Origin of the sequence: Rhodanobacter panaciterrae (genome assembly GCF_014651895.1) — a bacterium.
GTDB classification, from domain to species: domain Bacteria; phylum Pseudomonadota; class Gammaproteobacteria; order Xanthomonadales; family Rhodanobacteraceae; genus Rhodanobacter; species Rhodanobacter panaciterrae.
In genome coordinates this window covers 1,913,061-1,927,273 of record NZ_BMXT01000001.1, presented here as the reverse complement: position 1 = coordinate 1,927,273, position 14,213 = coordinate 1,913,061, and the positions used below count along the sequence as shown (strand labels likewise).

Annotated in this window: 14 protein-coding genes; 11 read left to right on the top strand and 3 right to left on the bottom strand. The window is 64.2% G+C overall.

Going from position 1 to position 14,213, the window contains the following annotated elements; all coding sequences use genetic code 11:
* Together IE071_RS08975 and IE071_RS08970 are read right to left on the bottom strand one after the other, a co-directional pair.
* Positions 1 to 1,326 carry an ammonium transporter gene (locus tag IE071_RS08975; protein WP_229792812.1) on the bottom strand — a complete coding sequence of 442 codons (1,326 nt, stop codon included), beginning with the start codon at positions 1,324 to 1,326 and terminating at the stop codon, positions 1 to 3.
* Positions 1,316 to 1,654 carry a P-II family nitrogen regulator gene (locus tag IE071_RS08970; RefSeq protein WP_077445118.1) on the bottom strand — a complete coding sequence of 113 codons (339 nt, stop codon included), beginning with the start codon at positions 1,652 to 1,654 and terminating at the stop codon, positions 1,316 to 1,318. Before IE071_RS08970 ends, IE071_RS08975 begins: the two co-directional genes overlap by 11 nt.
* Positions 1,655 to 1,895: 241 nt before the next feature.
* On the opposite strand from IE071_RS08970, the gene IE071_RS08965 reads away from it, so the two are divergent.
* The 9 genes from IE071_RS08965 to panE all read left to right on the top strand — a co-directional run bounded on the left by IE071_RS08965 (position 1,896) and on the right by panE (position 11,050).
* Complete coding sequence (locus IE071_RS08965) at positions 1,896 to 2,369, top strand: SUF system Fe-S cluster assembly regulator (RefSeq protein WP_189440738.1); 474 nt, start codon at positions 1,896 to 1,898, stop codon at positions 2,367 to 2,369.
* Between the two features lie 8 nt (positions 2,370 to 2,377).
* Positions 2,378 to 3,844, top strand: coding sequence for a Fe-S cluster assembly protein SufB (gene sufB, locus IE071_RS08960; protein WP_189440737.1), 1,467 nt, complete (start codon positions 2,378 to 2,380; stop codon positions 3,842 to 3,844).
* A gap of 29 nt (positions 3,845 to 3,873) precedes the next feature.
* A complete protein-coding gene (locus IE071_RS08955) occupies positions 3,874 to 4,347 on the top strand; it encodes a transthyretin-like family protein (RefSeq protein WP_189440736.1) in 474 nt (157 codons plus the stop codon).
* 2 nt (positions 4,348 to 4,349) lie between these two features.
* Complete coding sequence (gene sufC / locus IE071_RS08950; RefSeq protein ID WP_189440969.1) at positions 4,350 to 5,102, top strand: Fe-S cluster assembly ATPase SufC; 753 nt, start codon at positions 4,350 to 4,352, stop codon at positions 5,100 to 5,102.
* Entirely contained in the window at positions 5,099 to 6,418 is a 1,320-nt protein-coding gene (sufD, locus tag IE071_RS08945) for a Fe-S cluster assembly protein SufD (RefSeq protein WP_189440735.1), read from the top strand. Before sufC ends, sufD begins: the two co-directional genes overlap by 4 nt.
* A gap of 131 nt (positions 6,419 to 6,549) precedes the next feature.
* On the top strand, positions 6,550 to 7,794 hold the full coding sequence (locus IE071_RS08940; RefSeq protein ID WP_189440734.1) for a cysteine desulfurase: 1,245 nt from the start codon (positions 6,550 to 6,552) through the stop codon (positions 7,792 to 7,794).
* 74 nt (positions 7,795 to 7,868) lie between these two features.
* Positions 7,869 to 9,080, top strand: a complete 1,212-nt coding sequence (locus tag IE071_RS08935) for a PDZ domain-containing protein (RefSeq protein ID WP_189440733.1) — start codon at positions 7,869 to 7,871, stop codon at positions 9,078 to 9,080.
* Between the two features lie 116 nt (positions 9,081 to 9,196).
* Complete coding sequence (locus IE071_RS08930) at positions 9,197 to 10,111, top strand: acyltransferase (RefSeq protein ID WP_189440732.1); 915 nt, start codon at positions 9,197 to 9,199, stop codon at positions 10,109 to 10,111.
* 3 nt (positions 10,112 to 10,114) lie between these two features.
* Positions 10,115 to 11,050: a 2-dehydropantoate 2-reductase gene (panE, locus tag IE071_RS08925; protein ID WP_189440731.1), complete on the top strand. Its 936-nt coding sequence runs from the start codon at positions 10,115 to 10,117 to the stop codon at positions 11,048 to 11,050.
* A 92-nt stretch (positions 11,051 to 11,142) separates the two neighbouring features.
* On the opposite strand, the gene IE071_RS08920 is transcribed toward panE, so the two are convergent.
* A complete protein-coding gene (locus IE071_RS08920) occupies positions 11,143 to 13,179 on the bottom strand; it encodes a M13 family metallopeptidase (RefSeq protein ID WP_189440730.1) in 2,037 nt (678 codons plus the stop codon).
* A gap of 173 nt (positions 13,180 to 13,352) precedes the next feature.
* Between IE071_RS08920 and IE071_RS08915 the strand changes: the two genes are divergently transcribed.
* Positions 13,353 to 13,901 carry a GNAT family N-acetyltransferase gene (locus IE071_RS08915; protein ID WP_189440729.1) on the top strand — a complete coding sequence of 183 codons (549 nt, stop codon included), beginning with the start codon at positions 13,353 to 13,355 and terminating at the stop codon, positions 13,899 to 13,901.
* Positions 13,898 to 14,212 (top strand): non-heme iron oxygenase ferredoxin subunit, encoded by a 315-nt coding sequence (locus IE071_RS08910; protein WP_189440728.1) that lies wholly within the window; start codon positions 13,898 to 13,900, stop codon positions 14,210 to 14,212. Before IE071_RS08915 ends, IE071_RS08910 begins: the two co-directional genes overlap by 4 nt.
* Position 14,213 lies beyond the last annotated feature (1 nt).

The following is a 14,213-nucleotide window of genomic DNA, read 5'->3' as shown; positions in this document are numbered from 1 at the left end:
TCACGTCAGGTTGTAAGCGCGCTCCTCGTGCTCGGCGATGTCCAGGCCCATCTGTTCCTGTTCGGCATCGACGCGCAGGCCGATGGTGCGGTCGAGCAGTTTCAGGATGCCCCAGCTGAGCACGGCGCTCCAGACGATGGTGAAGCCCACGCCCTTGGCCTGGATCCACAACTGCAGCAGCGGCGAGGTCACCGCCCCGAAGCCGCCCAGCTTCGGCGCGGCGAACGGGCCGGTGAGCAGGGCACCGATGATGCCGGCGATGGCGTGCACGCCGAACACGTCCAGCGAATCGTCATAGCCCAGCTTGTGCTTGAGCCGCGTGGCGGTGAAGAAGCACGTCGTGCCGGCGACGAAGCCGATCAGCAAGGCACCCGCAGGCCCGGCGGTTCCCGCCGCCGGAGTGATTGCCACGAGGCCGGCGACCGCGCCCGAAGCGATGCCGAGCACGCTGGCGCGCCGATGGATGGCCCATTCCACCGCCACCCAGCCTATCGCCGCGGCGGCGGTGGCGATCTGGGTCACCAGCATGGCCATGCCGGCGCTCCCGTTCGCTGCCACCGCCGAACCCGCGTTGAAGCCGAACCAGCCCAGCCACAGCAGGCTGGCGCCGATCACGGTGTAGCCGAGGTTGTGCGGCGGCATGTGCGTCTGCGGCCAGCCGCGGCGCTTGCCGATCACCAGGCAGGCGACCAGGCCGGCGATGCCGGCATTGATATGCACCACGGTGCCACCGGCGAAATCGAGCACGCCCAGATCACCGAGCAGCGAGCCGGGGCCGCTCCACACCATGTGCGCCACCGGCAGGTAGACGAAGGTCAGCCACAGCGCGCTGAACCACAGCATCGCGCTGAATTTCATGCGTTCGGCATAGGCGCCGATGATCAGCACCGGAGTGATGATCGCGAAGGTCAGCTGGAACATCACGAACACGCTTTCCGGCACGGTCTGGTACAGCGTGTCGGGTTTCAGCCCGGCGAGCATGACGCGGTCGAGGCCGCCGATGAACGAATGCCAGTTCGTCACGCCGGCATGCATGCCCTCGGTGCTGAAGGCCAGCGAGTAGCCGTAGAGCATCCACAGCACGGTGACCAGGGCGGTGATCGCGAAGCACTGCATCATCACCGAGAGCAGGTTCTTGGCGCGCACCATGCCGCCGTAGAACAGTGCGGCGCCGGGGATCGTCATCATCAGCACCAGCATGCTGGCGACAATCATCCAGGCGGTGTCGCCGTGGTCGAGCACGGCAGGAGCAGCGGTTTGTGCGGCGGCGGACAACGGCAGGATGGCCAGACTGGCGCCGGCGATGAGCAAGGATCTAGAGCGCATCGGCATCGACCTCCTGCGTGCGGATGCGGATCACCTGGTCGAGTTCGCCGACGAAGATCTTGCCGTCGCCGATCTTGCCGGTGCGGGCCGCGTTGCTGATCGCCTCGATCGCGTGGTCGAGGCGATCGTCGGCTACCGCCACCTCGATCTTGAGCTTGGGCAGGAAATCGACCACGTATTCGGCGCCGCGGTACAGCTCGGTATGGCCGTGCTGGCGACCGAAGCCCTTCACCTCGGTCACCGTCATGCCTTGGACACCAGCTTCGGCCAGTGCCTCGCGCACGTCGTCCAGCGTGAACGGCTTGATGATGGCCGTGATCCACTTCATGGCGTGCTCCCCGATGATGGTGTCTTATTGCGATGCAGCATGATGCGTGCCATCGCGTCAGGGTCGGGCATGGCTCATGATTTCAGCGGCTTGCATCGTGCCGATCGGGTGTGATGCACGATAAGCGGGCGATGCTCAAAGAGCATTGCCCGATCTTGGTGCGTTCAGTTGAATTGACCGCGTCGCGTCAAATCAGTACCATTTTAGTCCCGATTCAAGCCACCCAGGCCCGAGCGCATCCATGCTCCGCGTCAGCCGACTCACCGATTACGCCACCGTGGTGATGACCTGCATCGCCGCGCACCCGGATGACGTACTCAGCACGGTGCAGATCGCCGACGAGACGCACCTGGAATTGCCGACGGTGAGCAAGCTGCTGAAGGCGCTCGGTCACGCCGCGCTGGTCGAGTCGTTCCGCGGCGTCAACGGTGGTTACCGGCTGGCCCGGCCGGCCAGCGAGATTTCGCTGGCCGAGATCGTCGAGGCGCTGGAAGGCCCGATCGGCATGACCGAGTGCAGCGCCGGCGAAGGCCAGTGCGATCGCGAATCGCAGTGCGGCGTGCGCGGTAGCTGGCAGCGGATCAACAGCGTGTTGGACCAAACCCTGCGTGCGGTCAGCCTGGCCGAAATGCTCAAGCCGTTGCCACCCGCAGTATCGAGTCACGGCCGAAAGATTGCGGTCACCGTGAAAACCGGCGAGGCCACCACCGAATGAACAGCAGCATGATCAACGAGAGCAGCGCCACCACCACGCTTCGCGACAACGCTGAGGTCGCCGAGGCGTTGGGCCGCAGCTACACCGCCGGCTTCGTCACCGAGATCGAGATGACCGGCTTGCCGCCGGGTCTGAATGAGGAAACTGTCCGCCAGATTTCCGCGATCAAGCAGGAACCGGCGTGGATGACCGAGTGGCGGCTCGAAGCCTATCGTCACTGGCTGACCATGCCGAAACCGGATTGGGCCAAGCTCAACATCGAACCGATCGACTATCAGGCGATCAGCTACTACGCCGCGCCCAAGGCTGGTCCGAAGTCGCTGGCCGAAGTCGACCCGGCGTTGCTGGAAACCTACGAGAAACTGGGCATCCCGCTGCACGAACGCGCGGCGCTGGCGGGCGTGGCGGTGGATGCGGTGTTCGACTCGGTCTCGGTCGGCACCACCTTCCGCAAGCAGCTGGCCGAGGCCGGCGTGCTGTTCTGCTCGATGAGCGAGGCGATCCGCGAATACCCGGAAATCGTGCGGCAATACCTGGGCAGCGTGGTGCCGACCGGCGACAACTTCTTCGCCGCGCTGAATTCGGCGGTGTTCTCCGACGGCAGCTTCGTGTTCATTCCGAAGGGTGTGCGTTGCCCGATGGAGTTGAGCACTTACTTCCGCATCAACGCGCAGAACACTGGCCAGTTCGAACGCACCTTGATCGTGGCCGAGGAAGGCAGCCACGTCTCCTATCTGGAGGGCTGTACCGCGCCGAAGCGCGACGAGAACCAGCTGCATGCGGCGGTGGTGGAACTCGTGGCGCTGGAGAAGGCGCAGATCAAATACTCCACCGTGCAGAACTGGTATCCCGGCGACGAGAACGGCGTGGGTGGCATCTACAACTTCGTTACCAAGCGCGGCGACTGCCGCGGCGACGATTCGAAGATCAGCTGGACCCAGGTCGAAACCGGCTCGGCGATCACCTGGAAATACCCCAGCGTGGTGCTGCGCGGGGACCGCTCGGTGGGCGAGTTCTATTCGGTGGCGCTGACGCATCATTACCAGCAGGCCGACACCGGCACCAAGATGATCCACCTTGGCAAGTACACCAAGTCGAAGATCGTCGCCAAGGGCATCAGCGCCGGACGCAGTTCCAACAGCTACCGCGGTCTGGTCAAGATGGAGAAGGGCGCCGAGGGCGCGCGCAACTACACCCAGTGCGATTCGCTGCTGATCGGCAAGAAGTGCGGCGCACACACCTTCCCGTATATGGAAGTGAAGAACCCGACTGCGATCGTCGAGCACGAGGCGACCACCTCGAAAATCTCCGACGACCAGATGTTCTACTGCCGCTCGCGCGGCATCAGCGAGGAAGACGCCGTATCGATGATCGTCGACGGCTTCTGCAAGCAGGTGTTCCGCGAACTGCCGATGGAGTTCGCGGTGGAGGCGAAGAAGCTGCTTGAGGTGTCGCTGGAAGGCGCAGTGGGATGAGGCCGTTCCATCGACTTTTGCTGTGCAGCATGTTCGCGGGACTCGCCGGCTGCGTGCCCTGGCCGCATCGCTATCTGACCGCGCCGCGGATTACCGGCACGGTCGTCAAGGCTGGCCAGCCGGTGGCGGGTGCGCACATACAACTGGCCGACGTGATGGATGCATCCGGCGAGATGGCGTCCAGCGCGAGGAAACAGGAAGTCGTCACTGACGCGCAAGGGCATTTCACGGTGGGGCCGATTCGCCGGTTCGCATGGAGCGCCCACGTACCGGTGCTGACCGTCACGCAAAACACCGTGCCGTGGGGACTGCGGCTGTCGACGGATGGCCAGTCCTTTCGGGCCGGCTGGCTGTCGGATCCCACGCTGTTCGGTGAAGTATTGAGCGTCCCCATCGTTGCCACGTGCGATTTGAATGCAGCAAGCAAATCCAGTGTCATCGAGGGTTACAAATTTCTGGTAGGCAACGGGCCGTGCACGCTGGCGGCGGAATCGAAGAAATGAACATGCTGAAAATCGAAAACCTGCACGCTCGCGTCGAGGGCAAGGAAATCCTCAAGGGGCTCAGCCTCAGCGTGAACGCGGGCGAAGTGCACGCGATCATGGGGCCGAACGGTGCCGGCAAGTCGACCCTGGGCAACGTGCTGTCCGGCCGCGACGGTTATGAAGTGACCGCCGGTTCGGTGACTTACAACGGCGTCGACTTGCTGGCACTGGAGCCGGAAGCGCGCGCCGCCGCCGGCGTGTTCCTGGCATTCCAGTATCCGGTGGAGATTCCCGGCGTCAACAACACCTATTTCCTGCGCGCAGCCTTCAATGCGCAGCGCAAGGCGCGTGGCGAAAAGGAATTCGATTCCATGCAGTTTCTCAAGCTGGTGCGCGAGAAGCTGAAGGTGATGCAGATCTCCGACGAGCTGCTGCACCGCGCGGTCAACGAAGGCTTCTCCGGCGGCGAGAAGAAGCGCAACGAGATCTTCCAGATGGCGGTGCTCGAACCGCAGCTGGCGATCCTCGACGAGACCGATTCGGGCCTGGACATCGACGCGCTCAAGCATGTCGCCGATGGCGTCAACGCACTACGCTCACCCGATCGCGCGTTCCTGATGATCACCCACTACCAGCGCCTGCTCGACTACGTGGTGCCGGATTTCGTGCATGTGCTGGCCGATGGCCGCATCGTCGAGAGCGGCGACAAGTCGCTGGCGCTGAAGCTGGAAGAACACGGCTATGCCGGCCTCGGCGAGGGAGCTGCGGCATGAGCCAGCCGGCGCCACTGCCGTTGGTCGAGTCCCTGTTCGATGCGCCGCTGCCGGCCAGCGGCATCGCCTGGCTGGATGCGGCACGGCATGAGAATCGCGCGGCGTTCGCCGCCGGCGGGCTGCCCGATACACGGGTGGAGGCGTGGAAATACACCGCGCTGCGTGCGCTCGGCCAGCGCCGCTTTGCCCGTGGCGATGATGGTGCGACATCGCGTGTGGTGGCGGCGTCGACGTTCGCGTTGCCCGGTGTCGACGGACCGCGGCTGGTATTCGTCAACGGCGTGTTCCGGGCCGATCTGTCGGCACTGGATGCGCTGCCGGCCGGATTGACCCTGCAGCCGTTGTCGCAGGTGTTGCACGATGACGCGGAGCCGTTGCGCTTCGTGTTGTCGCGGCCGGCTTTGATCGGTGATACCCGAGAAGTGGGCGACGTGTTTACCCGGATCAACGCCGCCAGTGCTGCCGAGGGTGTGATGCTGCGCGTTGCCGCCGGCGTGAAGGTCGCTGCACCGGTGCAGCTGGTGTTCGTCGGTGCGGTTGCCGACGTCGAACTCGCCTGGCACCTGCGCAACGTGATCGAGCTGGGCAAAGGTGCCAAGCTGAGCCTGATCGAGCAGCATGTTTCCGACGCTGAGCCGGCGCAGCTGGCCACCGTGGTCAGCGACATCGAACTGCGCGAAGGCGCCCAACTGCACCATACCGTACTGCAGAACGTCGCGATTGCTACCAGCCTGATGCGTCGCAGCAGCGTGCGTCTGCACGCGCGTGCTCACGCGATGCTGCATGCGCTGGAGCTTGGCGGTGCCCTGGTGCGTCACGACTTGCGCGCCGAGTTGGTCGGTGACGGCGCACGCTTCGATACCCGCGGCGTGTTCATGCCGCACGGTCGCCAGCATATCGATACCCAGCTGGCGATCCGTCACCAGGCGTTGAACACCACGTCCACCTCGACCTGGCGCGGAGTGGCGAATGATCGCGCGCGCGGCGTGTTCCGCGGTGCGATCGTGGTGGCGCCCGGCGCCGACGGCAGTGACGCGAGCCTCAGCAACAAGAATCTGCTGTTGTCGCCCAGTGCCGAAATCGATACCAAACCTGAGCTGGAGATCTATGCCGACGAGGTGAAGGCCGCGCACGGCGCTACCGTCGGCCAGCTCGACGAGCGCTCGCTGTTCTACCTGCGCTCGCGCGGTATCCCGCTGGCGGAAGCACGTGCGCTGCTGACGGCTGCGTTCTGCCGCGCGGTGCTGGATGATCTGCCGAACGAGGCGTTGCGCGAGCACCTGTCGGGACTGTTGGTCGCGCAATTGCCAGCTTGACCTTTTCCTCCCCCTGCTTGCAGGGGGAGGCTAGGAGGGGGTGAGGCTTTTGATTTTCAGATCAAGAGCGAACCCCTCCCCGACCCTCCCCTGCAAACAGGGGAGGGAGCAAAAATCCGGAAACGTCGAAGATGAATGCACAAACCAGCACTCCCACCGTCTTCGACGTCCAGCGCATCCGCGCGGATTTCCCGCTGCTTGCACGCAGCGTGCATGGCAAGCCGCTGGTGTATCTCGACAATGCCAACACCAGCCAGAAGCCGGCGTCGGTGATCGAGGCGGTGAACACGCACTACCGCGAGCACAATGCAAACGTGTCGCGCGCGGTGCATCAGCTCGGCGAGGAAGCCACCGCGGTCTACGAAGGCTCGCGCGACAAGCTGGCGCGTTTCATCAACGCGACGTCGCGCAACGAACTGATCCTCACCTCCGGCACCACCCAGGCGATCAACCTGGTCGCCTACAGTTATGCCTTGCCGCGACTGCAGCCCGGCGACGCGATCCTCACCACGGTGATGGAGCATCACGCCAACATCGTGCCGTGGCAGCTGGTCGCGGCGCGCAGCGGCGCCACGGTCAAGGCCGCGCCGATCGACGAGCGCGGCGAGCTGATCGTGGAGAAGTACCTCGAGATGCTGACGCCGGAAGTGAAGCTGGCCTGCGTCACCCATGTCTCCAACGTGCTGGGCACGGTCAACCCGGTGCGCGAAATCGCACGCGAATGCAAAAAGCGCGGCATCGCGCTGCTGGTCGACGGCTCGCAGGCGATGCCGCATCGGCCGGTCGACGTGCAGGCGCTGGGCTGCGATTTCTACGCGATCACCGGGCACAAGATGCTTGGACCGACCGGTACCGGCGCGTTGTGGGCGAAGCGTGAGCATCTGGAGGCGATGCCGCCGTTCTTCGGCGGCGGCGAGATGATCCGCGAGGTGCGTTTCAGCGGCACCACGTTCGCCGCGCCACCACACAAGTTCGAGGCCGGCACGCCGAACATCGCCGGCTTCGTCGGCCTGGCGGCGGCGATCGACTATTACGAATCGGTGGGTTTTGAGGCAATCCACGCATGGGAACAGAACCTGCTCGCCTACGCCACCGACCGCCTGCGCGAGATTCCCGGCCTGCGCATCTTCGGCGAGGCGAAGGAGAAGGAGCCGGTGATCTCGTTTCTGATCGAGGGCGCGCAGGCCACCGACATGGCGACCCTGCTCGACCTGCAGGGCATCGCCGTGCGCTCAGGCCACCATTGCGCGCATCCGTTGATGCAGTTCTACGGCGTACCCGCCACGCTGCGCGCCTCGCTGGCGTTCTACAACACGCGCGAGGAGATCGATGCGTTCATCGTCGCCTTGCTCAAGGTGCGCAAGCTGCTGATGTAACGGTGCACGACTGCGTTTGCACAGGTGCAGAATGCCGGTGGTGCCGTGAGCATGCGGCGAGTGGAGGCAACAGCATGCGGGGTCTTGCCGGTTCGCTAGTGTTTGTTTTGTGCCTGTTCGCCGGTCACGCGCATGCCGGTGTGTCGGGGGCGGTGGATGCGATCACGCTGCCGTTCGACTACACCGACGCGCGCCTCTATGTGCCGGTGACAATAGGCAACGATCCGTCGACGTATACGTTCATTCTCGATACCGGCGCGGTGCCGACGGGTATCGATGATGCACTTGCCCGCAAGCGCGGCTTCGCTGTGAGCGGGGCCGGCATGGCGAGCGGTGCTGGCGCCGGAGCGACGCGCGTCGGTTCGACTGGCCCGTTGTCCCTGCATGTCGGTGCCGCCGCGCTCAACGTCGCCAGCTTGAATGTTTCGCCCTACGACGCACTGCTCGCGGCCACCAGCGGTCGCAGGGTCGACGGCATCATCGGCTCGCAGTTCTTCATTGAGCATGTCGTCACGATCGATGTCGAGCAGCGACGCATCACGCTGCATGATCCGGCCACCTGGCGCTATGCCGGCAAGGGTGTGCGGATTCCCATCACCTTCAAGTATGGCGTGCCGATGGCCGAGGTGAGCTTGACGCTGCCGGATGGACGGCACATCGCGGCGCACGCCGCGCTCGATCTCGGCGCGAAATCGACTTTCCTGATACCGGAGCCCTTCATCGATCGATATCAATTGCGTCAGGTGTTTCCGCACACGGTGACCATGGGGCTTGGTGCCGGCATGGGTGGCGATACGCACTATGCGTTTGCACGTGGCACGCGTATCGCGCTGGCGGCATCGCCGTCGATCGGACTGGATCGACCAGTGATCGGGCTATCAGTGAAGGGTACGTTGCGATCCAGCTGGCATGATGGCTTGCTGGGTGCGGCCTTCCTGACCCGCTATCGCGTCACCTTCGACTACGCGCACCAGCAGATGATCCTCGAACCCTTCGCCGATGCGCCGACGCAGGGCTTTGATCGCAGCGGCCTGTTCCTGGTGAGCGCGGGCAGCGATCTGCAAGGCATTGACGTGCGCGAGGTGGTGGCTGGCTCACCCGCTGCCGAGGCAGGCCTGCATCCGGGCGACCACTTGATCGCTGTCGACGGCAAGAGTGTGAAGCAGTGGCGGCTGTGGCAGCTGCGCGACCGATTGCGCGATCCCGATGTCGAAAATGTACGCTTCCAGGTGCAACGCGCAGATGGCGTATCAGAAATGTCGGTGCATCTGTGCGATCAGCTGTGATGGCTGTCCGGCGCCTGCCTGCGCGCAAGCTGCGGCATGGCAGTACTGCCGGTTACCGTACGCATGCGATGATTGACCGGCCATTCCTGGGCATTCCCTGATCATTGCCGACCCTGATGTTCACCTCACTCCCCGGATTCATCCGCATACCACTGGCGATGCTGTTGCTCACGATCAACATCGTGCTGCATGTGTTGCCGCTGTTCGCCTTCACGCTGGTCAAGCTGGTGCTGCCGATACGCGCGATCAGACTCGCGTGCTCGCGCGTGCTGATCGTCATTGCGGAGAGCTGGATCGCCGTCAACAGCACGTTGTTCGATGTCTTCACTCGCATACGCTGGCAGGTCGATGGGCTCGACGGCCTTCGTCGCGACGGCAATTACCTGGTGCTGTGCAATCACCAGAGCTGGGTGGATATCCCGGTGTTGCAGAAGATCTTCAATCGGCGCATCCCGTTCCTGCGTTTCTTCCTCAAGAGTCAGCTGATCTGGGTGCCGTTGCTGGGGCCGGCATGGTGGGCGCTGGATTTCCCGTTCATGAAACGCTATTCGCGGGAAACCCTGCTCAGACATCCTGAGTTGCAGGGCAAGGACCGGGAAGCGACCCGGCTTGCCTGCGAGAAATTCCGCCACATGCCGGTGTCGGTGATGAACTTTGCCGAGGGCACCCGCTTCACGCCGGCCAAGCACGATGCGCAGTCTTCGCCTTATCGGTATTTGCTGCGGCCCAAGGCTGGCGGTGTGGCGTTCGTGCTCGACGCGATGGGCGATGCGCTGCATGCGATTCTCGATGTCACCATCGTCTATCCGGAAGGCCCGTGCACGATGATGGATCTGATCGCCGGGCGTGTGCACGATATCCGTGTGCACGTGCGCGAGCTTCCGATCGAGGCCGGGTTGACCGGCAATTACGATGAAGACGCGGCGTTTCGTGGGCGCATCAAGTTCTGGGTGAACACGCTGTGGAGCGAGAAGGACGCCCAGGCGGCACGCCTGCACACGACGGCAAACCCCGCGCCGAAAGGAGATTGATCCATGCGTATCCTGATCGTTGGCGCTGGCGCTACTGGTGGTTATTTCGGTGGGCGCTTGCTGCAACATGGGCGCGACGTGACATTTTTGGTGCGCGAGCGACGCGCGGCGCAGCTGGCGCAGCACGGCCTGACCATTCGCAGCGCGACCGGTGATGCGGATCTGCCGGCGCCACCGACCGTGCTGGCCGCCAATCTGCAAGCGCCATACGATCTGATCCTGCTGAGCTGCAAGGCGTACGGTCTCGAACAGGCGATGGCCGACATCGCGCCGGCGGTCGGCCCGGATACGGCGATCCTGCCGCTGCTCAACGGCATGCGTCAGCTGGATCTGCTGGATGCGCGATTTGGCGCGCAACATGTGCTTGGCGGGCAGTGCGTGATCGCCGCCACGCTGGATGCGCAAGGTGGCGTGCAGCACCTCAACCAGTCGCACAGCCTCAGCTTCGGCGAGCGCGACGGCAGCGCGTCCAAGCGCATGCAGCGGATCACGCGGAGTCTGGCGGATGCGGGTTTCGACGCGCGTCCGAGTGCCACAATCCTGCAGGACATGTGGGACAAATGGGTGTTCCTCGCGTCGCTGGCTGGCATCACCTGTCTGATGCGCGGATCGGTCGGCGATATCGTCGCTGCACCCGGCGGTCGCGCCGCTGCGCTCACCCTGCTGGAGGAATGCCGGGTCGTGGCGGAACGCTCCGGCCATGCGCCGGGCGAGGCGACCATGCAGCGCGCCCGCAGCGTGCTGACCGAAGCCGGCTCGAGCCTGACCGCGTCGATGCTGCGCGACTTGCAGCACGGCCACGCGATCGAGGCCGATCATGTGATCGGCGACATGCTGGCGCGCGCCGATCGGCGACACGACGAACACTCGCTGCTCGCCGTGGTCTACGCACATCTGAAGGTGTACGAGGCGGGCAGGGCGCACGCGTCATCGGTCTGACGACGGCAAGTACTTCTCGATACCGCCGATCCCTGTAGAAAAGCCGCGGCTCGATGGCCGCGGCTTTTCGGGGGTGACTCAGTGGCTGTGACTTACCAGATCTTCACTTGCGTCTCGGGCGAACGCACCATCGCATTGCCGGGCTTGCACTGAAACGCCTGAGCGAACTCCGGCATGTTCGACGGCGCACCGATCGCGCGGAACTGCGCCGGTGCGTGCGGATCGGTGTTGAGCAGGGTGAGCTGCGCCTCGGGTCGGATACTGCCGCGCCACACGCGCGCCCAGTTGAGGAAGAAGCGCTGGTCCTGGGTGTAGCCGTCGATCTTCCTGTTCGCCTCGGCCGGGTTTTTCGACAGTGCCATCTGCAGCGCGGTGTACGCCGCATTCAGGCCACCGAGATCGCCGATGTTCTCGCCCATGGTGAGCTGGCCGTTGACGTGCTTGCCGGGCAGCGGCTCGTAGCCGTCGAACTGGGCAGCGAGCTTCGTGGTGCGCTCCTCGAATGCCTTGCGGTCGGCCTCGGTCCACCAGTTGACGTTGTTGCCCTGGGCGTCGAACTTGCTGCCCTGGTCGTCGTAGCCGTGGCCCATCTCGTGGCCGATCACCGCACCGATGCCGCCGTAGTTGATCGCGTCATCCGCCTTGGCGTCGAAGAACGGCGGCTGCAGGATCGCCGCGGGAAACACGATCTCGTTCTGCTGCGGGCTGTAATAGGCGTTCACCGTCTGCGGCGTCATGCCCCATTCACTGCGGTCCACCGGCTTGCCGATTTTCGCGATCCGGTAGTCGTAGTTGAATTTGGCCGCTGCCTGCACGTTGGCGTAGTAGTTGTCCGGTGTCAGCGTGAGACCCGACCAGTCGCGCCACTTGTCCGGGTAGCCGATCTTCGGCACGAAGGTGGCCCACTTCTCGAGTGCCTTCTTTTTGGTGGCATCGCTCATCCACGGCAGGTTCTCGATGCGCGTCTTGTACGCGGCGCGCAGGTTGTCGACCAGTTCCTGGGCGCGCTGCTTGGAGTCCGGCGAGAAATTGTGGGCCACGTACAGCTGACCCAGCGCCATGCCCATTCCGCCATTGGTGGTGCCCAGCACACGCTTCCAGCGCGGCTGCATTTCCTTCTGGCCGTTGAGGGTGCGCTCGCCGAACGCGAAGTCTTCCTGCTGGAACGGCGTCGACAGGTAAGGCGCCGCCCCGTCGATCGCGTGGTAGCGGAAATAGGCCTGCCATTCGGCAAGCGGTACATCGCCGAGCATCTTCTGCACTTCGGCGAAGAACTTCGGCTGCGACAGCGAGAAGCCGTCCTTCACGTCGGCGCCCTGTGCCTTGAAGAACGCAGCCCAGTCGAAGCTCGGCGTCACCTTGTCGGCATCGGCAATGCTGACGAAATGGTAGTTGTTCTCCGGCTTGCGCATCTCCACCCGTGCCAGCGAAGCTGCTGCGAGGCGTGTCTCGAAGGCCAGCACCGATTTGGCCTGCTGCCGTGCAGCGGTCGCGCTGACGCCGGCGAGCTCGAGCAGCTTGGCAATATGCGCCACGTAGGCGGTACGGATCTTTTCGAATTCCGGCTTGCTGTAGTAGTCGGTGGTCGGCAGGCCGAGTCCACCCTGGCCGGCGTAGGCGATCTCGTTGTTCGAATTCTTGTAGTCGGCATTGCCGCCGAAACGGAACAGCACCGGCTCGCCCTGCGCATAGCTGTCGCGGATGTAGCCGACCACGTCGGCGCTGTTCTTCAGGCCATCGATGCGTGCCAGCTGCGGCTTGATCGGATCGAAGCCGGCCTTGTTGATGGCGGCCTCGTCCATGCCGGAGGCGTACAGGTAACCGATCTTCTGCTCGATCGAGCCGGGCGCGGCCTTGGCAGCGCGGCTGGCGGCATCGTCGACGATCTTGTGCTGCACGTTGAGGCTGGCCTCGCGCAGTTCGTCGAACGAGCCCCAGCGCGTGCGGTCGGCGGGGATCGGATTCGCCGCTACCCACTTCGCGTTGACGAAGCCGTTGAAGTCGCTGCAGGCGTTGATCGTGCTGTCGATCTCCTGCACGTTGAACACGCTGGAGGGCGCGGCGAGCGCGCCGGTGCACAAGGCCATGCCTACGGCAAACGCCAGCGGTTTCACGAGTCGATGTTTCATGGGTTCTCCCTGGTTCGCGCAATCGCGCATGTGTTGCCCGTCATGGGCAGACAGATCCTGCACCGTAGGCAGTGGAGCAGGGTGCCAGACAGTGTCGAAGGTCACGGGTGGCCGTTGCCGGGGGTTGCTGCAGATCATGGTGACGCGGGGCGCATGGGCATTATCATCGCGGCATGAACACACTACTGCCTTTGCACTATCGCGCCGCCACCATCGACGACATTCCGGCCCTGGTCGAACTGGTCACCTCCGCGTATCGCGGCGATTCCAGCCGCAAAGGCTGGACCACCGAAGCCGACATACTCGACGGCAACCGTATCGATCCGGAGGTGTTGCGTCAGGATATCGAACGGCCGCGCAGCCGTGTCGTCATCGCCGAGCGCGATGGCCAATGGCTGGCTTGTGCGCACATCTGCGAACAGGACGGTGGCGGCTATTTCGGCATGTTCACGGTGCGTCCCGACCTGCAGAGCGCCGGCCTTGGCAAGGCCGTGCTGGCCGAAGCCGAACGCATCGTGCGCGACGAATGGAAACTTCCGGTCATGCGGATGACGGTGATCGATGTCCGCGCCGAGCTGATCGCGTGGTACGAGCGCCGCGGTTATCAGCGCACCGGCATCACCAAGCCGTTTCCTTATGGCGACGAACGCTTCGGCATTCCCCGCCGCGACGACCTGCGCTTCGAAGTATTGGTCAAGGACCTCGCCGAGCCGTCGACATGAACGGCTGGGTGAAAGTCGGCACACGCAGCGAGCTTCTTCCGGGCGAATTCAAGGTGGTGTGGGACGGCGACACGCCGATCGCGGTCTACAACATCGACGGCGCGCTGTACGCGGTCGAGGACACCTGCACGCATGACGGCGGCGATCTGGCCGGCGGCGAGGTACATGGATTCGAAGTGGAGTGTCCGCGGCATGGGGCGCGTTTTGATCTGCGTACTGGTGCGGTGACGAAGCCGCCGGCGTACGAGCCGATCGCCAGTTTTCCGGTGCGCGAGGAGGAGGGGACGATCTGGACGCAGGATGATCGGTGAG